This window comes from Sporosarcina sp. FSL K6-1522, from assembly GCF_038622445.1.
Classification (GTDB): domain Bacteria; phylum Bacillota; class Bacilli; order Bacillales_A; family Planococcaceae; genus Sporosarcina.
The window spans coordinates 4039488-4062052 of sequence record NZ_CP152019.1 but is presented as its reverse complement, the minus strand read 5'-3'; the positions used below and the strand labels follow the sequence as shown (position 1 = coordinate 4062052).

Sequence of the window (22565 nt, the reverse complement as noted above, 5' to 3'; positions counted from 1 at the left end):
AAGGGAAGTAGCATGAAATGGAAAAAAGACGTGTAGTTGTAACAGGAATTGGTGCGATTTCACCAGTAGGGAATTCAGCTGAGGAGTCTTGGCAGGCGGTTCTGGAAGGTAAGTCGGGGATTGGACCATTGACAAGGCTGGACAGTGACCAATTTCCAGTAAAAGTAGCAGCAGAAGTGAAGGATTTCGACATTGAAACGTATATTCCACGAAAAGATGCACGTAAAATGGACCGCTTTACGCATTATGCACTGGCAGCTTCCATTATGGCGATGAAAGATGCAAATCTTGAACTTGAAGGTGAGCTTGCACTTCGGACGGGCGTTTGGATTGGGTCTGGAATTGGTGGAATGGAAACGCATGAACAGCAGTTTCTTACGTTCCAGGAAAAAGGCTATCGCCGTGTAAGTCCATTTTTTGTTCCGATGATGATTCCGGATATGGCTTCAGGTCAAGTATCGATTCATCTAGGAGCAAAGGGCATTAACTCTTGTACGGTAACGGCTTGTGCATCGGGTACGAACTCAATTGGTGATGCATTTGAAGTGATCCGTCGCGGCGATGCAGATGTGATGATTACGGGCGGCGCAGAAGCACCGATTACGACGATGGCAGTCGCAGGCTTTTGTGCGAATACGGCATTGTCTTTAAATCCAGATCCTGCAACAGCGTCACGCCCATTTGATAAAGAGCGAGATGGCTTTGTTATCGGTGAGGGTGCGGGAATTTTAATTCTCGAAGAGTATGAGCATGCAGTCGCACGCGGTGCGAAAATTTATGCTGAAATGGTCGGTTATGGCTCAACGGGTGATGCGCACCATATTACAGCACCTGCTCCAGGTGGCGAAGGTGGCGCGCGTGCGATGATACAAGCGATTGAAGAAGGTGGCATTAGCCCAGACAAAATCGATTATATCAATGCGCATGGAACGAGCACGCCATACAATGATTTGTTTGAAACAATGGCAGCAAAAACTGTTTTCGGTGAGCATGCTTATAAACTGGCGATGAGTTCTACAAAATCCATGACGGGTCATTTACTCGGTGCAGCTGGTGGACTGGAAGCAATCTTTACAGTAAAAGCGTTACAAGAAGGCATTTTACCACCAACGACAAATTATGTGAATGCAGATCCGGAATGTGATTTAGACTACGTGACAGAAGGTGCGCGTAAGGTGGATATCGAGTATGCAATGAGCAACTCGCTTGGCTTCGGTGGACACAACGCATCACTGGTATTTAAGAAAATCTAACATGTTAGGACGCCCTTGTTTGATGGGGCGTCTTTTTTGTGCGATGGGCTCTAATTGAGTACTGTGAACCCTGCAAAGTAGTTGGCGAACCGCGCAAAGTCGCCTTTGAAGCACGCAAAGTAGTTGGCGAACCGCGCAAAGTCGCTTTCGAAGCACGCAAAGTAGTCGGTGAACCGCGCAATCTAATCGAACGCTCGCCGTTCATTTCCAAAAACAAAAGCCCCCTTCGTCTAAAAGGGGGCCATGCTATCATATACTCAAAGAAAAATCAAAGGACGATGTATATGACACGCCTATTCCTTTTTCTTATTAGTTACGGACTACTTGTTGTAACTGTTTCGCATATGATTTTCTATTTCAATTATCGAGCGCTCGGCTACGAGTGGCGTCAAATCTTTGAGTACATTTTGCATACGCCTGATTTTGCGCTGTTTCTCATCGCCGCCGCTGTGCTTATTATTACCGTCTACGTCCGAGTCCCATCGCGGCTTCCATCTTCCCGAGAGTAGCAGAAGCAATCGCATTGGCCTTTTCCGCACCTTTGTCGAGAATGTCATCAAGGACAGGCGATTCCATCAGCTCAAAATAGCGTTCTTGAATCGGCGTTAGGTGATTAATCACTGCTTCGGCAACACCCGCTTTAAATGCACCATAACCAAGTCCTTCATATTTGACGACTAGTTCATCAATCGCAACGCCACTAAGCGCAGACTCGATGATAAGTAAGTTCGAAACGCCTGGCTTATTTTCTACATCAAATTTCACAACGCCTTCGGAATCGGTGACAGCACTTTTAATTTTCTTTTCGATTTCTTTAGGCGTATCAAGCAGAGAAATCGTTCCTTTTTTATTCGGATCGGACTTACTCATTTTCTTCAGCGGATCTTGCAATGATTTAATACGGGCACCGCTTTTCGGAATCCGGACTTCTGGAATCGTTAACACGTCGCCGTAGCGTTTGTTGAAGCGTTCTGCTAAATCACGCGTGATTTCAAGATGCTGTTTTTGATCTTCTCCGACGGGAACGATATCAGTATTGTATAAAAGAATATCCGCCGCCATGAGTGGTGGGTAAGTGAGAAGTGCAGCCGATACAGCTTCCTTTCCATCCGACTTATCCTTGAACTGTGTCATTCGTTCCAGTTCTCCAATATACGAAATACATTGCATGATCCAACCTGCTTGTGCATGGGCTGGAACTTCCGATTGGACGAACAATACCGCTTTCTCTGGATCAATGCCACTCGCAATATACGTCGCTGCCAGTGAACGGATTGCCTTTGTTAACTCAGCAGGGTCTTGTTGCACTGTGATGGCATGCTGATCGACAATGCAAAATAGACACTCATACTCGTGTTGTAATTCTGTGAACTGGCGAAACGCACCGATATAGTTACCGAGTGTTACAATTCCTGTTGGCTGTACGCCTGAAAAAATGGTTTTCATTTTACAATCTCCTCCTGAATATCAATAATGCCTTGGCGTCGTGCAAAATTTGTGACGTTCGCCAGAGGCTGTAGCGAATAAAAAAACATCAGCCGTCCCCGTAAAAAGGGACGACTGATGCTAAATCAACCGTGGTACCACCCGAATTGCCCGAAGGCCACTCAAAAATCCCTTAACGCGGGGGACGTAACAAGCTACTCGCGGTTCACTTGTTAAGCTCAGGATCCCATTCCTCCTAATCAGCCTACCTGTTTGCACCAACCACAGGCTCTCTACAAGACTTCTATAGGAATACTTTTTCCGTCATAGCCATTCGCTCAAATGTTTCCCAAATTATAATATGCCGACGCTAGGAATGCAATAGGCGCGTCTTCTCAAATCACATAATATAGCAGGAGCGCGATCCCCATGGCAGCTAAAATAAGGCCGCCACTGCCCAAAATGGAAGTCACGGACGCTGAAAAAATCTCGGACGGGGGACGCATCGAATCGACATCCTCCATATGGCGTTTGGGTGTAACAATTTTTCGCATCGTGACTGCGAACACATCAAAGAAACCCGTCGAGAAAATATAAGATACTAAACCTAAAAAGGTTAAAATGCCTCCGATGATGAACGAGCAATTGATATACGTTAGCAGTGTCAATTCTTTATACAGGACAAACATCAGTACGAAAATCAGTACATGTGCAATGATGAAATTCCGAATAATCTTCTTCAAGTGTCCACCTCAATTCCGAATAATCGTAAAGGAATCCATCGCAAAAATCAATGATTCGGCATTCGGAGTAAAAGTCGGAATTGTAAGATTATACCCCTGGAAGTATTGGTATTATCAGTTTGTTATGAATTGCAACTGTAGTAATACATAGCGAATTATTAGAAAGGTATGTACAACTGAAATTTTCGCTGTATAATTAAGTTGTACCAATTTTTCAGATAATTTGGAGGAGGTCTTTGAGTTGAAAAATCGTAAAATGCTAGTGCTTATGAGTATTATGCTCGTACTAAGCGTGTTCTTGGCAGCATGTGGCGGCGGAAAAGAGAAAGATGCCGGCGCAGACACGGACAAGGGTAAAGATAAAGGCAAAGAAGAGGAAACAGCAAAAGATTTACCACAAGTATTGAACTTAATTGAAAGTGCTGAAATTCCAACACTAGATTCATCTATCATGGAAGACCAGGTAGGATTCAACGTAGCGAACAACATCATGGAAGGGCTTTACCGCCTAGACCAAGATAACAAACCAGTTCCTGCGATGGCTGAATCTGAAGCAGAAGTTAGTGAAGACGGATTGACATATACATTCAAAATCCGTGACGCACAATGGTCGAATGGTACACCTGTAACTGCACATGACTTTGTTTATGCATGGCAACGTGCTATTAATCCAGATACTGGATCTCCTTACGGTCCGTATTTCATGGAAGGCATGATCAAAAATGCAACGGAAATCGGTAAAGGAACAGCGAAAATTGAGGATCTAGGTATTAAAGCAGAAGACGACAAAACGCTTGTCATTGAGCTTGAGCGTCCTGTTGCATATTTCCTATCTCTTATGACTTTCGGTGCGTTCTACCCACTGAACGAAGCATTTGTTACTGAACAAGGCGACAAATATGCAGCAACATCTGATAACTTAATTTATAACGGTCCATTTGTCCTAACAGATTGGGATGGAACAGGCGACTGGAAATATAAAAAGAATGACAACTATTGGGACAAAGATTCTGTGAAATTGGATGAAATCAATGTAAACGTTGTAAAAGAAACAGCGACAGCGGTTCAATTGTATGAGAAAAACCAAACTGACCGTGTTATCTTGTCAGCTGAGTATGCAATGCAATATGCAGGTGACCCAGAAGTTCATGAAGAGCTTGAATCATCTGTATTCTACTTCAAGCTGAACCAACAGCGTGACGGTAAAGCAACACCACTTGCGAACGTCAATGTTCGTAAAGCAATCTCAAAAGCATTCAACAAAGAAGAGCTAGCTGATGCAGTTCTTGCAAACGGTTCACTTCCAGCGAACTTCCTAGTTCCAACAGACCTTGTCTTCAATGAAGAAGGTAAAGATTTCCGTGAAATTAGTGGAGATCATGCATTGTACAACGTTGAAGAAGCACAAGCACTATGGGCAAAAGGGCTAGAAGAACTTGGTACGGACAAAGTAACACTTGAAATTCTTGGTGGGGACACTGAAAATGCGAAAAAGCAACAAGAATGGTACAAATCTGAACTTGAGAAAAACCTTCCAGGTTTGACTATTAAGCTGAAAGAAGTACCTTTCGCAGTACGTCTTGACCTCGATAATGCAAGCGATTATGACATTCAAGCAGCTGGATGGGGTGCTGACTTCGAAGACCCGATTTCATACCTAGAACTATTCACAACGAATAGTCCACAAAACGGTTTGTCTTATTCAAACCCTGAGTTCGATGCATTGATCGAGTCTACGAAAACAACACATGCAAACGATCCAGTAAAACGTTGGGAAGCATTCGCAGCAGCTGAAAAGCTTCTTCTTGAAGACGACGCGGTTATTGCGCCTAACTACCAACGTGGAAGAATGGCACTTATGAAACCAACTGTACAAGGCCTTGTTACGCATAAATACGGTGGGGACTACACATATAAGTGGGTACACATCGGCGAATAAGTCTTGGTTATATAGGTTGAACTTATGATATTCACTTACTATCCAGCGAAGGTGCCTTACAAGCGCCGGGCGTTGTTAGTAAGATTATATAGTTCAATTTATATAGTTTAAAATCTCATAGTCAAGAGAGTATATGGTAGATACTGACCATGTACTCTCTTTTTAAATGAAAAGGAACTTTCTCAAAATTTCTTGTATTCATAATTGAGTCTGAGAAAAGTATGAGATACCAACTTATATTAGGTTGGACTTATGATTTTGATCTACTATCCAGCGAAGGCGCCTTACACGCGGTTGCCGAAGCCGAAAGACTGGCAGTGATTTTTATCTGCCTAGGGGTTTATGGTGGGAGGCATACGCAAGCGTCGAACGTTGTTAGTGGAGTTCTTTAGTTCAGTTTATATAGAAGAATGACTTACTGGAGGTGCAAAGATGGCTAAATATATTACGAAACGTATCGTCTACATGTTTATCTCTCTATTTCTCATCGCGTCATTTACATTTGTTTTAATGAAACTACTTCCAGGCTCCCCGCTCGCATCCGCTGATAAGCTTTCTGTCGAGCAAAGAGAAGTAATTTATGAGAAGTATGGTTTAAATGATCCGATACCTGTGCAATACGTCCGCTATATGGGCAACCTTGCGAAAGGGGATTTCGGTATCTCTTTCCAGTACAAGAATGCGGATGTAATGGATTTAATCATTAAGAAGCTCAATTATTCCGTCTTACTCGGTGCGCAAGCACTGCTAGTCGGTACCATTCTCGGGATTGTACTTGGGATGATTGCGGCATTGAAGCAAAATACCATATGGGATTATGGTAGTACCATTGTTGCGATTATCGGTATTTCCATCCCATCCTTCGTTTTTGCGGTTCTCCTACAATATGTGTTTGCTGTTCATTTGGAATGGTTTGAAGTAGGTTTGTGGAATGGTTGGAAATCGAGTGTGTTGCCATCTATTGCACTTGCAATGGGACCTATCGCAATTGCTGCTAGATTTATCCGGACAGAAATGATAGAGGTATTGAGTACAGACTATATTTTGCTCGCAAAAGCAAAAGGCGCCAATTGGTTTGAAATCGCTTTCAAACATGCATTCCGCAATGCGCTTATTCCGCTGATTACGGTATTAGGGCCAGTAGCAGCAGGCTTGTTAACGGGTTCACTCGTCGTGGAACAAATTTTTGCGATCCCTGGTATTGGTGAGCAGTTTGTTACCTCGATTAGCACGAATGACTATGCGATTATTATGGGAACGACGATGTTCTTCTCCGTCTTCTTAATCGTGATTATTTTAATTGTGGATATTCTTTATGGGATTATTGACCCGCGTATTCGCTTGGCTGGAGGTTCGAAGTAATGACAAACAACATCGAGAAATTGCCAAAAGATGCATTTGAGCGCATTACAATAGACGGTTCACATGCCGAGAAAATTTCAAAACCGAGTTTAAGTTTCTGGCAAGATGCTTGGCTTCGGATTCGTAAAAACAAAGCTGCGATTGTCAGTATGTTTATTTTGATTTTTATCGTCTTCATGGCGTTTGCTGGACCGTATATGGTGAAGCATGATCCAGAGTTGGTCAATGTTACGCATGCCAATTTACCACCGAAAGTGCCTGGACTTGAGAAGATGGGGATTTTCGATGGGGAAGGTAAATTAGGTGCTAAAACCGTCAATCTTTATGAAATAAAAAAAATTGATGAATACTATTGGTTTGGTACAGATAGTTTAGGGCGCGACTTGTTTTCACGTCTATGGAAAGGGACACAAATTTCCTTATTGATCGCTTTCGTTGCGGCATTCATTGACGTCATAATCGGTGTAATCTACGGGGGAATCTCCGGATATTACGGAGGAAGAACCGATGACATCATGCAACGAATTGTTGAGGTGCTGATTGGTGTACCAACACTTGTCATTGTTATTTTAATGTTGATGATTATGGAGCCGGGCATTTGGGCGATTATTATTGCGATATCGATAACGGGATGGATTGGGATGTCCCGGATTGTCCGTGGACAAGTGTTAAAATATAAAACGCAGGAATTCGTCCTTGCAGCCAAAACATTGGGGGCAAGTGATACACGAATTATCGGGAAGCATTTACTGCCGAACTTAATGGCGATTATTATTATTAATATGATGTTCACGATTCCAACAGCCATTTTCTTTGAAGCGTTCTTAAGCTTCATTGGGCTTGGACTTCAAGCGCCAAAAGCGTCTCTTGGAACATTGATCAATGATGGTTATAAGTTCATCTCTTACCAACCATACATGCTGTTTTATCCAGCATTTGTCTTGAGTTTATTGATGATTGCATTCAATTTAATCGGGGATGGATTACGGGATGCACTTGATCCAAAAATGAAAGATTAAAGGAGGAAAGCGACATGGAAAAAATTATTGAAGTGAAAGACTTGGAGCTTTCTTTCCATACATTTGCGGGTGAAGTGAAAGCAATCCAAGGTGTCAATTTTGAGGTGTTTAAAGGTGAAACACTTGCCATTGTTGGTGAATCAGGCTCGGGAAAATCGGTGACAACGAAATCGATTATGCGGCTGTTGCCAACGTCGAGCACAGAGTATCGAAATGGTCAGATTTTATTTGGTGGAAAAGATTTACTGAAGGTTTCCGAAAAAGAGATGCAAAAAGTACGTGGGAAAGATATTTCAATGATTTTCCAAGATCCAATGACATCACTTAATCCGACGATGACAATTGGTAAACAAATTATGGAGCCGTTATTGAAACATCAGAAACTTGGTAAGGAAGAAGCTTGGAAAAAGTCTGTTGAGCTGTTGGAGCTAGTTGGCATGCCGCAACCTGATATGCGCATGAAACAGTACCCTCACCAGTTTTCAGGTGGTCAGCGTCAGCGTATCGTCATTGCGGTAGCACTTGCCTGTAATCCAAAGCTACTCATTGCCGATGAACCAACAACGGCACTAGACGTGACGATTCAGGCGCAAATTTTGGAGCTGATGAAGGATTTACAGAAGAAAATCGATACATCGATTATTTTCATTACACATGACCTTGGTGTTGTTGCGAACGTAGCGGATCGTGTAGCCGTTATGTATGGTGGTCGGATTGTGGAAGTGGGCACGGTGGATGAAATCTTCTATAACCCGCAGCATCCGTACACATGGGGCTTGCTGAGCTCGATGCCATCACTCGATGCGACGGAAGAGAAACTGTATGCGATTCCTGGCACGCCGCCGGATCTATTGAATCCACCCAAAGGGGATGCTTTTGCTCTTCGTAGCGAGTATGCCATGAAGATTGATATGGAACAGGTTCCGCCGTTATTTAAAGTGAGTGATACACATTACGCCGCAACATGGCTACTTCATCCAGACGCGCCGCAAGTAGAGCCGCCAGTTGCGATTATCGAGCGGATGAAACGGTTCCCAGGCAGTCGTTACTATGAAGGCCGCGCAGGAGGTGCTCAATAATGGCTGAAAAATTACTTGAAATTAAAAACTTAAAGCAATATTTTAATGTAGGAAAAAGTAATGAAGTACGTGCTGTTAATGACGTGACATTCGATATTTACAAAGGGGAAACACTTGGCCTTGTTGGCGAATCAGGTTGTGGTAAATCGACGACAGGTCGGACGATTATTCGTTTGTACAATGCGACAGGTGGAGAAGTCATCTACGACGGTGTTGACGTCCATGCCAAGAAATCGAAAAAAGAGTTACGTGCGTTCAATCGAAAAATGCAAATGATTTTCCAAGATCCCTATGCATCACTTAATCCCCGCATGAAGGTGCTCGACATTGTTGCAGAAGGGCTTGATATTCATGGGCTTGTTAAAAATCCAAAGGAGCGTACTGCACGTGTGCACGAGCTTCTAGAAACGGTAGGGTTGAACCCGGAGCATGCGAACCGCTATCCGCATGAGTTTTCAGGTGGACAGCGTCAGCGTCTCGGTATTGCGCGTGCGCTTGCTGTGGAACCAGAATTTATCATTGCGGATGAGCCAATTTCAGCTTTGGACGTGTCTATTCAAGCGCAAGTCGTCAACTTGTTGAAAGAACTCCAAGAAGAGAAAGGACTCACGTATTTGTTCATCGCGCATGATTTGTCGATGGTGAAATATATTTCCGATCGAATTGGTGTCATGCACTTTGGGAAGTTGGTCGAAATTGGTCCCGCTGAAACGTTGTATACGGCACCGTTGCACCCGTATACACAATCGTTATTGTCAGCCATCCCATTACCAGATCCGGACTACGAGCGAAACCGTGTACGTAAGGGCTATGATCCGAAGTCCCATAATTACTCAGAGGATGAGGAAGTCATTATGCGCGAAGTGGCGCCGGGGCATTTAGTTCTATGTTCGGAGCGTGAGTTTAAGCTGTTTAAGCAATCGAATGCTACTCTATAAATTGAACGTATGATTTTCATCTATTCTCCAGTTTCGGCGCCTTACAAGCGGTCGCCGAAGCCGTAAGACTGGCAGTGGTTTTCTGCCTGGCTTATGGCGGGAGGCAAGCGCCGAGCGTTGTTGGTAAGATTCTTTAGTTCAATTCCTATAATTATTAATCCAATTCAAAAATCCGAAAACGTTTCTACGTTTTTCGGATTTTTTTTGATGGTAAATGAAACCTTTCATGGGAGGTAGACGTATTATATAGTGTAGAGTAAATTCTTTTCTTTTTCATTCATAGGCTTCTAACTGAGAAAGTGTATGATTTGACAAAATAGATGTTTAATTAAACAGCCTATTGGGTATAACAGTAGAGTGGACAAAAACAATATGAATTGAGTTGTTGTAAAGCCATTTATATTGCGGAAATGTGACAGTGAAATAATGTTTTAGTATTATTTTTGAAAAAGTGTATTCATCGTGAATAAATGTGTGTATAATATGTATAGAAGCAAACAGTTTAAAATTATTCTAATTTAACTTGATTCAGTAAAAGTCCCTTACTTCTATAAGTGACGTAATTGATTTTTAGCATATAAAAACTAACGAACGAGCCGATTGAAAGGAAGTGTCAGCATATGATGGTCACATTATTTACCTCACCTAGTTGTACATCTTGCCGCAAAGCGAAAGCATGGTTAGAGGAGCATGAGATTCCATATACAGAACGCAATATTTTTTCGGAGCCGTTAAATATTGATGAAATTAAACAAATTCTCCGTATGACTGAAGACGGAACGGATGAAATTATTTCAACGCGGTCGAAAATTTTCCAAAAATTAAATGTTGATGTGGAAAGTCTACCACTCCAACGTTTGTACGAATTGATTCAAGAGCATCCAGGTCTTTTGAGAAGACCAATCATCTTAGATGAAAAAAGGCTACAGGTAGGTTACAATGAAGATGAGATTCGTCGATTCTTACCTAGGAAAGTAAGGGCCTATCAGCTACTTGAAGCAAGACGCATGGTTAACTAATTACACATATGTAAAAGCTGATAGGGAGTGACATTGCAAAATGCCGTACACCTATCAGCTTTTTGTATTGCCCTTGCTTTCCCGTCGAATATTCTCTACAATGCTATTACTATTAAAATTATACGTCCCAAAGGCGGACCCCTTTCATATCCAGCTGGACGGTCATATATTAACTATAAGCATTGCAGGTGTTTTCACATATTGAATGGAACCGGTTCATACCTGTTCTGGAGGAAGGGAGAGAAAAGGGATGGAAATAGAGCGCATCAACGAAAATACAGTAAAGTTTTTCCTTTCATATATTGATATTGAAGAACGTGGCTTCACGCGCGAGGAAGTTTGGTACAATCGCGATAAAAGTGAAGAGCTTTTTTGGGAAATGATGGACGAAATTAATGATGAAACTGAATTCGAGATTGAGGGACCTCTCTGGATTCAAGTGCATGCGATGAGTGGTGGAATCGAAGTAACGGTTACGCGGGCACAACTATCTGAAGATGGAGAACCTTTGGAATCGCCTTTTGGGATGGGAGATCCAAAACAGTTATTTCAGCCGGATGATGGATCATTTGAGGATGTAGAAAATATGATGACGAATTCCAATGCTAAGCTGCTAGAATGGCAGGAGAATATGTTTGTCTTTACGGAATTTGATAATCTTATTCCACTTGCTAGCCTTGTAAAGGGATATGACATGGAGACATCTCTTCATGTTTACGAAGATCGTTATTACTTGCATGTTACTTGTCGATACGAGGACGCGGATGATTCTCGTAAAACGGACTTGTTTAGTGTGATTTCTGAATTTGGAACACCGTCAAACATGACCATCCATCGACTTGAAGAGTACGGTAAGCTTATTATGGCATCGGATGTCTTTACGAACATCCAGCATTATTTCGGAGAGTCCTAAATTATTCAAAAAATAGCTACCCTAGTGGTGGCTATTTTTGATTTTATCGGAAATCGTACATAAAGTGCTTGCTACAAAATAATGTTGTATTTTTACTTGAATATTCGTACAATTGGAGGTGGGAGGAGGGGGTTTTCATATTAACAGCTAAAACAGCGGAGGGGGAACTGATTGTTCTCTCAGCAGATTTGAAAAAGGAGCAACTGAAAGAGTGGCGCAAGAAGCAGCGATTTTATTGTCCCCAATGCCGAGATCCTGTGCATTTAAAAGTAGGGGACATTATTATTCCGCATTTTGCACACCAGCAAGATGCCTCTTGTAGGACTTCTTTTGCAGAAGGAGAATCAAAAGTTCATCTGCAAGGGAAACAACAGCTGTATGCATTTTTTCGTAAGCATGCAGATTATGTCGAACTAGAACCGTATTTGCCACTATTGGCACAGCGGCCTGATTTACTCGTAACGAAATGTTCTGAAGTAATCCCCATTGAGTTTCAATGTAGCACAATTCCGATTGCGGACATTGCCGCAAGAACAGCCGGATATCGTCGTGCCGGAATGCGACCAACATGGATTTTGCGAACCCCAGCAAAGTTTAGTGCCCTTCCCCAAGGTGTTGGCATATTTCATTTTTCGAAGTTCCATGAAAGCTTCTTTCATCATACCCCTGTAGGTTTCGATTTCCTGACATATAACCCTGAAACGACACACTTCCATTATTTTAGTAACCTCATGCATCTGGCAGGCAAACGCTATATCGGCATTCATCGTTCATTGCCAGTAGCGCTGCAAATCTTTCCTTTCGCACGACCGAGAACCCCAACTGTCGATGAGTTGCAAGGTTATGCGACGTTCTATTTGTCTGCGCGCGCTACCTTTTTGCAATCTCGTATTTTATTGAACAGAAGGGGAATCAATGATCCCTTTTTAAGAGCTTGTTATGATTTGCGTGTTTTGCCCATGCAATTACCATTGTGGATCGGTGTACCTGTCCGTTATGGTGAGGCATTTCGTGAGCATGATTGTGAATGGCAATTGTTACTTCTGCGCTATATGAAGTCCAAGGACATTGCGATTCGTGACTGGTCAACTGATGCTGTTAGGGGCTTTGTTTCCCGATTTGCGGGTTCCGCAGATTTGCAAGTGAAGGCATGCATGGGGTATCGGAATTTTCTTTTGTCGTTAGGTATAGAATCTCTTCGCACGAGCGTAGACTTTAATGAAGAAACGTTTGGGCAGTTGCTTGCGGAAAGATTTCTTGCAAAGCGGTATGAAAATTGAGAAAATGAAATTGATTCGTTTCCCGAAGCAAGGGAGAAGGGGGCTTATACATGACGACTGAGAATAAGAACAAAGTATTGACGCGTGATGAAGTGAAAGTGGAGGAGACTTGGCGTCTGGAAGATATTTTTGCGACAGATGATGCATGGGAGCAAGAATATCGTGAAGTAGAGGCGTTTGCAAGTACAGCTGATACGTATAAAGGAACACTTGGCAATGGTGCGGAGGCACTTTACACGGCGCTGACGTACCGTGACGCACTGTCTGAAAGATTGCGCCGCCTTTATACGTATGCGCATTTAAAAACGGACCAAGATACAACAAATGGCTTTTATCAAGCGATGGATAGCCGTATCAAATCACTGTATGTGAAAGTGTCGACGGCGTTATCGTTCTTTGTACCAGAGTTGTTGTCGATTGAAGAAAGCGCATTGAATGCGTTGGTCGAAGAGCATGAAGGGCTACGTCTATACAAGCAGGAGTTCGAGGAGATTAATACGCAAAGGCCGCATGTGTTACCTGCAGAACAAGAGGCTTTATTAGCGCAGCTTTCCGAAGTGACAGGCAATGCTTCTGAAACGTTTAGCATGTTAAATAATGCAGACTTAACATTCCCGATGGTGAAAGATGAAAGTGGGGAAGAAGTCGAATTGTCTCACGGTCGTTATATTCGATTTTTAGAAAGTGACGATCCTCGTGTTCGAGAAGAGGCCTTTAAAGCGACATATGCAAAATACGGAGAATTTCAAAATACGTTTGCGTCTACGCTATCGGGTAATGTGAAGAGCGATAATGTTCATGCACGTATTCGAAATTATAGCTCTGCGCGCGAGGCTGCGATGTCAAACAATCATATTCCAGAGCAAGTGTATGAAAACCTTGTTTCAACAATCAATAAAAATGTCCATTTATTGCAAAGGTATGTGGCCTTGCGCAAAAAGGTATTTGCACTAGAAGACCTTCATATGTGGGACATGTATGCACCACTCGTAAAAGATGTGGATATGAAAATACCTTACGAAGAAGCGACACAAACGATGCTGGAAAGCTTCCATCCGTTAGGCGAAGAGTATACGTCAATCGTCAAAGAAGGTTTGGAGAACCGTTGGGTAGATGTCCGTGAAAATAAAGGAAAACGCTCGGGTGCATATTCATCAGGGGCTTATGGAACGAATCCGTATATTTTGATGAACTGGCAAGATAATGTCAGTAATTTGTTCACACTCGCCCATGAGTTTGGTCATAGTGTGCACAGTTATTATTCACGCAAACATCAGCCTTACCCGTACAGCGGCTATTCGATTTTTGTAGCAGAAGTAGCGTCTACTGTGAATGAAGCGATTTTAAATGATCATTTGTTGAAAACGACGGATGATGAGCAAGAACGTATTTACTTGTTAAACTATTGGTTAGATGGCTTCCGCGGCACAGTTTTCCGTCAAACGATGTTCGCCGAATTTGAGCATCTGATTCACGAGTTGGATCAGCAAGGTGTAGCATTGACGGCGGAAAAGCTGACAGAAGAGTATTACGCTCTCAATAAAAAGTACTTTGGTGAAGATCTCATTATTGATGAGGAGATTGGTTTGGAATGGGCACGGATACCACATTTCTACTATAACTATTACGTGTATCAGTATGCGACAGGCTATAGTGCGGCTGTGGCATTGAGCAACCAAATTCTCACAGAGGGAGAGCCAGCTGTTGAGCGCTATGTGAACAATTTCTTAAAAGCAGGTTCATCTGATTATCCGATCGAAGTGTTGAAAAAAGCAGGTGTAGACATGACGAGCGCGGCGCCGATTGAAGAAGCGTGTCGTGTCTTTGAAGAGAAACTGAATGAATTGGAATCTCTTCTTTTAAAAAAATAATGTAGCTTTATGCAGCCTCATCCATGGTGTTTATTTGGTGGATGAGGCTACTTTTTTGTTTTTCATTATTTTAAAATAGTTAAATAATTAGTGTGGTGGAGAGGAATTATCCTGTTCTATAGTAGATTATTCTGTTATATAACTGATGTTGTGGGCTTTGGCGCATATAAAAATTGTGACATTCATGTGAAAATCATTGTGAAATGTTGCGCTTACTATTATCTTATGATAAAGTAAGGATGTGAAATAAATCACATACCAAACATACACCCCTTTTGTTTGAACGTGAACATTTCTCCCATTCCCTTTGTAAAGAGCATTCACTTCCCCCCAGGAGTGGATGCTCTTTTTGTTGTGGATAAAAATAATTAGATACCTGCTATGGGGGCGACACCGTTAGTACGAATCTGGATTGTCAGTGAAAAAGTCTAAACTATCAGCGCGAGTCCCAAACCAGTCATAGTGAGCTACCAGGCAATAAGAAGTGTAGCCATATGTACAGCATGCAAAAACCACTTCATCGGCCAGTAGTAGGCTGATGAAGTGGTTTTGTCTATTACATACTTTTTTTACGCCATAAGGTAACATCCTGGAAAGGGATGCGTTCGACTTTTTGCTGAAGCAGGCGTTTTTTAAGTTCACGTTCTGCAGATTTTTCTGAGATGCTATAAATATCTGCAATCTCTTTCGTTGCCAATGTATCGAAACGTCGAAAGAGATCTTCGAGCGTTGGAGGTACATCGGGAATAAGCGTTTCGCCAATGAGTTCTTCCAAGATTTGTTCGTAGACTTCATAGGCATATAGACCGCTTACTTTGAGGCCTTCATCTTCAATCCGCTCGTTAAAAAACACAAATGTAGGTGCAAAATCGACTTCCATTTCTTGCGCCATATACAAGTCTACTTGTAAAGAACGTAAGACATTTTGCGAGGAAAAGTCTCTTGTAAACTCGTCTACATCGAGATTCACCTTTTGTGCGATTTCAACTAGAACCGTAAACGAAGATACGTCCCGAGATTTTAAAAATGAATACTCTAGCATTTTGGATAAAAATCGAAATCCGGCACGTTTACCTTGGAATTCTGCTGCTTTGACAGCGATGCTTGGAAAAGCAGGATGTGCCTTTCCACAGTCTCTAGCATCTTCATGATTGTTCGCACACTGAAGGTTCATCTTTGGTAATGACGTCCGCAGTGCAATGCGCAATGTGAAATAGCGATCGTACTCAACCTGTAGTTTGCGGAGTAGTGGCTGTAATGACCAACAATCTTCGCATAAAGGATCTATGAAAACATATAATTCAATTGGTCTAGTTAATGGAGAAGGAGAGAGCGTGTTTTCCATCAAAGTTTGGCGATTCACGAACGATCCTCCCCACTCCGATTGACCATATGATTGGCAGTTAAGACGAGACGTTTGTAATAGACTTCACGCAAGTTTCCTTCAAGTCCAACCTCATCCATTGCTTCTGCCATGCAGGCAAGCCATGCCTCCGCTTGTACAGGCGAAATCGGGAAGGGCATATGACGCGCCTTCATCATCGGATGGCCATGTTCATCCGTATATAAATTGGGTCCGCCTAAATATTGTGTTTGAAATTGTTTTTGTTTACGTGCTGTTTCTGTCAGGTCATCCGGGAAAATCGGATATAGGTCCGGGTGTACGGCCACTTTTGTGTAAAATAGGTCGATAAGTTCCGACAACTTTGCAGCACCGATCTCCTCATAAGGGATCAAAGGTTTTCGCATCATTATGTCAATCTCCTTTGCTCTGACTGTATTGACATTTTACCAACCTCACACAACTTTCACAAATAAATCGCTTTGAGAGCAACTTACATAACTGTTTTTCGAAGGTTATGCACGGTAATTATTGAGTACTTTCTTCACGTATTGTTGTGTTTCTTTGAAGGGAGGAATCCCGCCATATTTTTGCACATTGCCGGGACCAGCATTGTATGCGGCAAGTGCAAGTTCCAAGTCACCGTCGAATTTATTGAGCATTTGTCGTAAATATTTTGAACCGCCCATGATATTTTGACCAGGGTCAAAACTATCTTTAACCCCAAGAAATTTTGCCGTTCCAGGCATGAGTTGCATGAGACCTTTTGCACCAGCATGACTCACGACATTGTTGTTGAAGTTCGATTCTTGTTTAATGACAGCAGCAATCAGCTTATCAGGTAAATTGTACTTTTCAGCGGCTTGTTTAATCAAGTCGCTATATTTCCCATTTCCGAGTGTAGAGGAGCCTTGTGAGATGACGGCTTGTTGTTTTGTCGTTGTAAGTACGTTGGCTAGCATGGAAGGGATGAATACCTGATTTGATCCATTATAGCGTAAGCTGTCCATTTGTTGTTCTTGTGCTAATAACGACGTTGAAGCGGATGAATTCCCCATCAACTCTCCGAGCATCGTTGTAAACATAGAAGGGGAGCCCTCATTTTGGCTTGCATATGATTGCACAGTCCCAAACGATTGCATTGCTTGTATATCCATTAATATGCGAATTGTGCGTGTATCCATGGCAATCGATCCTCTCTGCTTCATTGGTATCTATTCTGCTTCGTAATCTACCTATACACTAGTATAGCAATTTTCGTGTAAAAAGGCATATCAGAAACTGCAAGGCCGCGCTCCATATGGTAAACTGAACATAATGATAAGTGAAGGGAAGATTTAATTATGCATATAAAAAATCGCGTTGATACTGGGGTTCAACAGGGGCAGGAAGTCCGTTTTGTAGTAGCTGAAACGGCGGAACTTTCGCTAGGTGTACCGTCTGGCAAGATGATTACCGATTCGGATGCATTGTCGTTCGTTTATCTTTTCGATAAAGAAGAAGGCTATCAGCATGTCCACTTTACACAGTCAGTTTGGCCGCTCATGGTAGAAGCGTTGAAAGCGGAGGAAGATCCAATACTTTCATGGCTGGGAAATGAAATTCAATTGAACGGCTTTAAAGAAGAATTGACGATGCTTATTTACAATATTGAAGGCAACCATAATTATGGAGAAGCTTTTTCTGAAGCAGTAGAGCAAGCATTCAGTGCGATACTTCAAAGCGTGGAATAACAGCTGGGAGGAGTTCCAATGAAAGAATGGAAACAATTTCTTGAACCTTATAAGCAAGCAGTAGCGGAGTTGAAAGTGAAGCTTAAAGGGTTAAGAGCGCAATATGAGTTAGAAGATGTACATAAGCCTGTTGAGTTTGTAACGGGCAGAGTAAAGCCACTTGCAAGTATTTACGATAAGACACTCGAAAAAGGCATCCCGTTCGAACCGTCGGCAGAACTCGCAGCAGAACTGCCGGATATTGCGGGTGTGCGTATCATGTGTCAGTTTGTCGATGATATCGGTCAAGTTGTTGAAACACTACGCCAGCGAAAAGACATCGAAGTCGTTGAAGAGCGCGATTATATCTCGAAAAACAAACCAAGTGGTTATCGCTCGTATCATATGATTATTAACTATCCTGTACAGACCATTCACGGGGAAAAGTCGATTTTGGCAGAAATTCAAATTCGGACTTTGGCGATGAACTTCTGGGCATCTATTGAGCATTCATTGAATTATAAGTATAAAGGGGAATTGCCGGATGAGATTCGGCATCGCCTGGAGCGCGCAGCGGAAGCAGCATTTCAACTCGATGAGGAAATGTCGCTAATTCGCAATGAAATTCAAGATGCGCAGCAATATTTTAGTGCGTACAAAGAAACATCAACGAGGGGGTACGGAGACCAAAATTGGGAAGGAGGGACTAGGAAATGAAGTTTGCAATCCAGTCAAGAAATGATGAACTATCGAATCGTTTAATGGATGAAGCGAAAAAATATTTGACTGATTTCGGTTTAGTTTTTGACGAAGCAGAACCGGAGATTGTGCTATCGATAGGTGGCGATGGAACGATGCTTCATGCCTATCATAAATATCAGCATCGTTTACAGGAGACGGCTTTTGTCGGCATTCATACAGGACATTTGGGCTTTTATGCGGATTGGAAGCCTGAAGAGATTGAAAAATTGGTCATTGCCATTTCACGCAAGAAATTTCAAGTGATTGAATATCCACTGCTGGAAGTGACCGTGAACTACCAGGATTCCAATGAAAGTGTTACCTATCTTGCGATGAATGAATCGACTGTCAAATCACCGGAAGTGACATTAGTGATGGATGTAGAGTTAAATGGTGGACATTTCGAACGTTTTCGAGGAGACGGGCTCTGTATGTCAACGCCTTCAGGCTCGACGGCTTACAATAAGGCGCTTGGTGGGGCCATCCTTCACCCTTCGCTTGCCTCTATGCAACTGACAGAAATGGCATCTATTAATAACCGTGTGTTTCGGACTGTTGGCGCACCACTCGTCCTACCTGCTCATCATAAATGTGTACTGACACCGGTGAAAGGTCCTGATTTCATGGTGACGATTGATCATTTGCAACTCTTTTTGAAAGATGTCAAATCCATCGAATACCAAGTGTCGGAAAAGAGGGTGCGTTTTGCACGTTTCCGTCCGTTCCCATTCTGGAGTCGTGTGCATGATTCGTTCATCGATAGTGATGTCTGAGGTGAAGGATGTCCGTTTTCGACTGACGTTTGTCGTGGAGAAGGATGGGATGTTGCTACGGGAATTTCTGCATGCACAAGGCATTTCCAAAAGGACATTGACGGCTACAAAGTATGATGGTGGGCAATTGACCGTAAATGGGGTAGAGCAAAATGTCCGGTATCGTGTGCAAGTGGGGGATGAAGTGACAGTCTATTTCCCACAAGAACAGCCAAGTGCAGGTTTGCAACCAGAAGATGGAGAGCTGAATATCGTCTATGAGGACGAAGCGTTGATCATTATAAATAAGCCGGCGGGACAAAGTACAATCCCATCCCATGACCATCCAACGGGGACGCTGGCCAATTGCGTTGCGGGCAAGTTTGCACGAGATCAAGTGCCAACAACCGTTCACGTTGTTACTCGGTTAGACCGTGATACATCGGGGTTACTCTGCATCGCTAAAAACCGGCATATCCATCATTTACTTAGTGAGCAAATGATTGAATCCGGTTTTCAGCGCTCTTACCTCGCGATTGTAGAAGGGCATGTGCAAATGCAACAATTCACCATCAAAGCGCCGATTGGTCGGAAAGAGGGCAGTATCATTGAACGAGTTGTGCGTGAAGATGGTCAAACGGCACGAACAGATGTCAAGGTGCTTGACCGCTTCCAAACAGATGGACAGAATTTGACCGAAGTTGCGCTTACGCTTCATACAGGAAGAACGCACCAAATTCGGGTCCATATGCAGTGGACAGGCCATCCGCTTGCTGGAGACGATTTGTATGGAGGCGCACATGCATTGATTGGACGACAGGCACTTCATTGTGCAATGCTCGGTTTTACGCACCCGCTAACGGGTGAAAAATTGGTGTTCCGCAGTCAAATGCCTCCAGATATGGCGCGCCTTACTCATTCAAAGTGAGTAAACTTTTCAGGGATAAAGGGTTGGTTAGAAGGAACCGATACAACGCTCATTTCTGGATAACGTAGAGCTGTCAGTGTACCGCCAAAGACGCAGCCTGTATCGATATTGACGGTATTGTTGACAAAGCGGGCTTCACGCACAGGTGTATGTCCGTAAATAATACATGCCTTTCCTGTGTAGTGCTTCGCCCAGTCACGTCTAATGGGTCTGCCATCAGGATGTTGTGCGCCTGAAATATCGCCGTATAAGACGAAGACGCGTGTTTTTTCACTGGTAGGTGCGCCAATCATATTTTCCTGGATACCAGCATGTGCGAGAACGAGATTGCCATCATCCAGGATGTGATAGAGAGGCAGTGCTTCGTAAAAATGTCGATACCTGTCGAGAAATCGTCGCTGTTCCTCCTTCGGTAATGCGTGGATTTCCGCGACTGTTGTTTCAAGTCCGTGGGTTTGTTGAACTTTATGACCTTTGACAAATCGGTACAATTTATTGCAATGATTTCCCGGGGAATAAATGAGAATACCCCCATCTTGCATGCGAAAGAGTAGGTTTAATGTGTGCAATGAATGAGGACCTCGATCCATTGCATCCCCGACAAAGGCAAGTCGTCTACCCTCAGTATGGATAGGAATACCCGTATCCATCGAGTAGCCAAGCTTGCGGATTAAGAGCAGCAGTTCGTCATAGCAACCATGAATATCACCAATCATGTCGAATTTCATATTGTTCTCCCCTTTTGGTGTAATTTGTATTAGTATATAGTAGCCGTAATTACTTTGCATGCATGGCGAAATGGAAAGGAAGGTGTAGCCATGACTACAAACGAAGAATACAAAGAAGAAATCATTTTTGACGAAGAGAAATTAACGGAGACGCTTGTTCAAAAAAACATCAAAGCTTTCCGTGATGAATATTTACTTCTTCACCCCTATGATCGGGCTACATTTTATGAAAAAGTCGGGATAGACCTTCGCAAAACGATGTATTATTATTTATCGCCGAAAGAACTTGCCGAAATTTTCGAGACAAGTGAAATCGATGAAAATGAATACAAAGAGTTCCTTCAGGAGATGGACACGACGTATGCTGCAGACATGATTTCCTATATGTTTGTGGATAACGCGGTAGATGTCCTGAAGGAACTTGATAAATCGCAAGCGGTTAGTTATTTGACGTTAATGGACAAAGCGGCGGCAGCTGAAATTAAAGCCCTTCTCCATTATGAAGAATATACAGCTGGGTCCATTATGACAACAGAATACGTAACGGTTCCACAGAATTCAACTGTGCGATCAGCAATGACAATTTTGCGCAATGAAGCGCCAAAAGCTGAAACGATCTATTATGTGTTTGTCGTTGATGACGATAACCGTTTGACAGGCGTTGTGTCATTACGGGATCTCATTATTGCGCATGAAGATACGCTAATTAGTTCGATTATGAGTGAACGGGTTGTCAATGTGCTCGTATCAGAAGATCAGGAAGAAGTCGCACGTATGATCAAAGACTATAACTTCTTGGCTGTACCAGTTGTGGATTTCCAACAGCATATTCTTGGGATTATTACCGTCGACGATATTATCGATGTTCTCGAAGAAGAAGCTTCGGATGACTACTCAAAACTTGCCGCTGTTTCTAATATGGACACATTTGATAAAAATTCCTTGTCAGCAGCAAAGAAAAGATTACCATGGTTGCTGATTTTATTAGTGCTCGGTATGTTGACTGCTAATCTGATTGATTTATTTACAGAGACCATTTCCAAAGTGGCGCTACTCGCAGCGTTTATTCCGCTAATTGCAGGGACTGCTGGGAACAGTGGGACACAAGCGTTGGCGGTTGCGGTACGTGGTATTGCAACGCGTGATGTTGAAGATGAAAGTAAATTTAAGCTGTTGTTGCGAGAAGCGGGAACGGGCTTGATTACCGGGTTACTTTGCGCCATTTTTGTAGTCGGTCTCATTTATTTCTGGAAGCATGAATTTATTATTGGTCTACTTGTAGGAGCTGCTATTCTCGTCTCCATTTTTGTGGCAACCATTTCGGGGTCTTTCATCCCTTTATTTATGCACAAATTGAAAATTGACCCTGCGGTTGCGTCGGGTCCGTTTATTACAACGTTGAATGACGTGATTAGTATTATTATTTATCTTGGCCTTGCAACGGTTTTCATCGGTGATCTATAGATCCGGTGAAAACCGTTTTTTTAGTTATATTAGGTGGAACATATGATTTTCATCCAT

Annotated in this window: 22 protein-coding genes and 1 other annotated feature; of the genes, 15 read left to right on the top strand and 7 right to left on the bottom strand. The window is 42.7% G+C overall.

Annotated features, from left to right (window positions below):
• Positions 1-17: 17 nt before the first annotated feature.
• A complete protein-coding gene (fabF, locus tag MKY34_RS20405) occupies positions 18-1253 on the top strand; it encodes a beta-ketoacyl-ACP synthase II (protein ID WP_342512936.1) in 1236 nt (411 codons plus the stop codon).
• Between the two features lie 4 nt (positions 1254-1257).
• On the opposite strand, the gene MKY34_RS20400 is transcribed toward fabF, so the two are convergent.
• The 3 genes from MKY34_RS20400 to MKY34_RS20390 all read right to left on the bottom strand — a co-directional run bounded on the left by MKY34_RS20400 (position 1258) and on the right by MKY34_RS20390 (position 3421).
• The gene (locus tag MKY34_RS20400) at positions 1258-1464 is read right to left on the bottom strand and encodes a hypothetical protein (RefSeq protein ID WP_342512935.1); all 207 of its coding nucleotides are present in this window, start codon (positions 1462-1464) and stop codon (positions 1258-1260) included.
• Between the two features lie 248 nt (positions 1465-1712).
• Positions 1713-2699, bottom strand: coding sequence for a tryptophan--tRNA ligase (gene trpS / locus MKY34_RS20395; RefSeq protein WP_342512934.1), 987 nt, complete (start codon positions 2697-2699; stop codon positions 1713-1715).
• Positions 2700-2802: 103 nt separating this feature from the next.
• Positions 2803-3015 (bottom strand) — a binding site (T-box leader).
• Positions 3016-3073: 58 nt separating this feature from the next.
• The gene (locus MKY34_RS20390; protein WP_342512933.1) at positions 3074-3421 is read right to left on the bottom strand and encodes a DUF3899 domain-containing protein; all 348 of its coding nucleotides are present in this window, start codon (positions 3419-3421) and stop codon (positions 3074-3076) included.
• A 241-nt stretch (positions 3422-3662) separates the two neighbouring features.
• Here MKY34_RS20390 and MKY34_RS20385 point away from each other — a divergent pair, with 241 nt between their 5' ends.
• The 9 genes from MKY34_RS20385 (at position 3663) to pepF (ending at position 14841) form a co-directional block, all read left to right on the top strand.
• Complete coding sequence (locus MKY34_RS20385) at positions 3663-5360, top strand: peptide ABC transporter substrate-binding protein (protein WP_342512932.1); 1698 nt, start codon at positions 3663-3665, stop codon at positions 5358-5360.
• A 432-nt stretch (positions 5361-5792) separates the two neighbouring features.
• On the top strand, positions 5793-6722 hold the full coding sequence (gene opp3b / locus MKY34_RS20380; RefSeq protein ID WP_342512931.1) for an oligopeptide ABC transporter permease: 930 nt from the start codon (positions 5793-5795) through the stop codon (positions 6720-6722).
• Positions 6722-7741 (top strand): oligopeptide ABC transporter permease, encoded by a 1020-nt coding sequence (gene opp3C / locus MKY34_RS20375; RefSeq protein WP_342512930.1) that lies wholly within the window; start codon positions 6722-6724, stop codon positions 7739-7741. Before opp3b ends, opp3C begins: the two co-directional genes overlap by 1 nt.
• Before the next feature lie 14 nt (positions 7742-7755).
• Positions 7756-8820, top strand: coding sequence for an ABC transporter ATP-binding protein (locus MKY34_RS20370; RefSeq protein ID WP_342512929.1), 1065 nt, complete (start codon positions 7756-7758; stop codon positions 8818-8820).
• Positions 8820-9758 (top strand): ATP-binding cassette domain-containing protein, encoded by a 939-nt coding sequence (locus MKY34_RS20365; RefSeq protein WP_342512928.1) that lies wholly within the window; start codon positions 8820-8822, stop codon positions 9756-9758. The genes MKY34_RS20370 and MKY34_RS20365 overlap by 1 nt, the downstream gene beginning before the upstream one ends.
• 623 nt (positions 9759-10381) lie before the next feature.
• Entirely contained in the window at positions 10382-10777 is a 396-nt protein-coding gene (gene spxA / locus MKY34_RS20360) for a transcriptional regulator SpxA (RefSeq protein ID WP_342515319.1), read from the top strand.
• A gap of 250 nt (positions 10778-11027) precedes the next feature.
• Positions 11028-11690, top strand: coding sequence for an adaptor protein MecA (gene mecA, locus MKY34_RS20355; protein ID WP_342512927.1), 663 nt, complete (start codon positions 11028-11030; stop codon positions 11688-11690).
• A 68-nt stretch (positions 11691-11758) separates the two neighbouring features.
• Complete coding sequence (locus tag MKY34_RS20350; RefSeq protein WP_342512926.1) at positions 11759-12970, top strand: competence protein CoiA family protein; 1212 nt, start codon at positions 11759-11761, stop codon at positions 12968-12970.
• Between the two features lie 50 nt (positions 12971-13020).
• Entirely contained in the window at positions 13021-14841 is a 1821-nt protein-coding gene (gene pepF, locus MKY34_RS20345) for an oligoendopeptidase F (RefSeq protein ID WP_342512925.1), read from the top strand.
• 556 nt (positions 14842-15397) lie between these two features.
• On the opposite strand, the gene MKY34_RS20340 is transcribed toward pepF, so the two are convergent.
• The 3 genes from MKY34_RS20340 to MKY34_RS20330 all read right to left on the bottom strand — a co-directional run bounded on the left by MKY34_RS20340 (position 15398) and on the right by MKY34_RS20330 (position 17391).
• Positions 15398-16204: a DsbA family protein gene (locus tag MKY34_RS20340; RefSeq protein WP_342512924.1), complete on the bottom strand. Its 807-nt coding sequence runs from the start codon at positions 16202-16204 to the stop codon at positions 15398-15400.
• On the bottom strand, positions 16201-16593 hold the full coding sequence (locus tag MKY34_RS20335) for a globin (protein ID WP_342512923.1): 393 nt from the start codon (positions 16591-16593) through the stop codon (positions 16201-16203). The genes MKY34_RS20340 and MKY34_RS20335 overlap by 4 nt, the downstream gene beginning before the upstream one ends.
• A 105-nt stretch (positions 16594-16698) precedes the next feature.
• The gene (locus MKY34_RS20330) at positions 16699-17391 is read right to left on the bottom strand and encodes a lytic transglycosylase domain-containing protein (protein ID WP_342512922.1); all 693 of its coding nucleotides are present in this window, start codon (positions 17389-17391) and stop codon (positions 16699-16701) included.
• A gap of 135 nt (positions 17392-17526) precedes the next feature.
• Between MKY34_RS20330 and MKY34_RS20325 the strand changes: the two genes are divergently transcribed.
• The 4 genes from MKY34_RS20325 to MKY34_RS20310 are packed head-to-tail and all read left to right on the top strand — an operon-like array spanning position 17527 to position 20316.
• Complete coding sequence (locus MKY34_RS20325; RefSeq protein ID WP_342512921.1) at positions 17527-17916, top strand: hypothetical protein; 390 nt, start codon at positions 17527-17529, stop codon at positions 17914-17916.
• An 18-nt stretch (positions 17917-17934) separates the two neighbouring features.
• A complete protein-coding gene (locus tag MKY34_RS20320) occupies positions 17935-18612 on the top strand; it encodes a GTP pyrophosphokinase family protein (protein WP_342512920.1) in 678 nt (225 codons plus the stop codon).
• Positions 18609-19409 carry an NAD kinase gene (locus MKY34_RS20315; RefSeq protein WP_342512919.1) on the top strand — a complete coding sequence of 267 codons (801 nt, stop codon included), beginning with the start codon at positions 18609-18611 and terminating at the stop codon, positions 19407-19409. The genes MKY34_RS20320 and MKY34_RS20315 overlap by 4 nt, the downstream gene beginning before the upstream one ends.
• Positions 19381-20316: an RluA family pseudouridine synthase gene (locus MKY34_RS20310; RefSeq protein ID WP_342512918.1), complete on the top strand. Its 936-nt coding sequence runs from the start codon at positions 19381-19383 to the stop codon at positions 20314-20316. Before MKY34_RS20315 ends, MKY34_RS20310 begins: the two co-directional genes overlap by 29 nt.
• Here the strand turns inward: MKY34_RS20310 and prpE are convergent.
• Entirely contained in the window at positions 20304-21044 is a 741-nt protein-coding gene (gene prpE, locus MKY34_RS20305; protein ID WP_342512917.1) for a bis(5'-nucleosyl)-tetraphosphatase PrpE, read from the bottom strand. The genes MKY34_RS20310 and prpE overlap by 13 nt on opposite strands.
• 90 nt (positions 21045-21134) lie before the next feature.
• Between prpE and mgtE the strand changes: the two genes are divergently transcribed.
• Positions 21135-22508 carry a magnesium transporter gene (gene mgtE, locus MKY34_RS20300; RefSeq protein ID WP_342512916.1) on the top strand — a complete coding sequence of 458 codons (1374 nt, stop codon included), beginning with the start codon at positions 21135-21137 and terminating at the stop codon, positions 22506-22508.
• Positions 22509-22565: the final 57 nt, after the last annotated feature.

Coding starts and splice junctions, on each gene's coding strand:
- fabF (WP_342512936.1), top strand. CDS start 18: ATGGAAAAAAGACGTGTAGTTGTAACAGGAATTGGTGCGATTTCACCA.
- trpS (WP_342512934.1), bottom strand. CDS start 2,699: ATGAAAACCATTTTTTCAGGCGTACAGCCAACAGGAATTGTAACACTC.
- opp3b (WP_342512931.1), top strand. CDS start 5,793: ATGGCTAAATATATTACGAAACGTATCGTCTACATGTTTATCTCTCTA.
- opp3C (WP_342512930.1), top strand. CDS start 6,722: ATGACAAACAACATCGAGAAATTGCCAAAAGATGCATTTGAGCGCATT.
- MKY34_RS20370 (WP_342512929.1), top strand. CDS start 7,756: ATGGAAAAAATTATTGAAGTGAAAGACTTGGAGCTTTCTTTCCATACA.
- MKY34_RS20365 (WP_342512928.1), top strand. CDS start 8,820: ATGGCTGAAAAATTACTTGAAATTAAAAACTTAAAGCAATATTTTAAT.
- spxA (WP_342515319.1), top strand. CDS start 10,382: ATGGTCACATTATTTACCTCACCTAGTTGTACATCTTGCCGCAAAGCG.
- mecA (WP_342512927.1), top strand. CDS start 11,028: ATGGAAATAGAGCGCATCAACGAAAATACAGTAAAGTTTTTCCTTTCA.
- pepF (WP_342512925.1), top strand. CDS start 13,021: ATGACGACTGAGAATAAGAACAAAGTATTGACGCGTGATGAAGTGAAA.
- MKY34_RS20335 (WP_342512923.1), bottom strand. CDS start 16,593: ATGATGCGAAAACCTTTGATCCCTTATGAGGAGATCGGTGCTGCAAAG.
- MKY34_RS20330 (WP_342512922.1), bottom strand. CDS start 17,391: ATGAAGCAGAGAGGATCGATTGCCATGGATACACGCACAATTCGCATA.
- MKY34_RS20325 (WP_342512921.1), top strand. CDS start 17,527: ATGCATATAAAAAATCGCGTTGATACTGGGGTTCAACAGGGGCAGGAA.
- MKY34_RS20320 (WP_342512920.1), top strand. CDS start 17,935: ATGAAAGAATGGAAACAATTTCTTGAACCTTATAAGCAAGCAGTAGCG.
- MKY34_RS20315 (WP_342512919.1), top strand. CDS start 18,609: ATGAAGTTTGCAATCCAGTCAAGAAATGATGAACTATCGAATCGTTTA.
- MKY34_RS20310 (WP_342512918.1), top strand. CDS start 19,381: ATGATTCGTTCATCGATAGTGATGTCTGAGGTGAAGGATGTCCGTTTT.
- prpE (WP_342512917.1), bottom strand. CDS start 21,044: ATGAAATTCGACATGATTGGTGATATTCATGGTTGCTATGACGAACTG.
- mgtE (WP_342512916.1), top strand. CDS start 21,135: ATGACTACAAACGAAGAATACAAAGAAGAAATCATTTTTGACGAAGAG.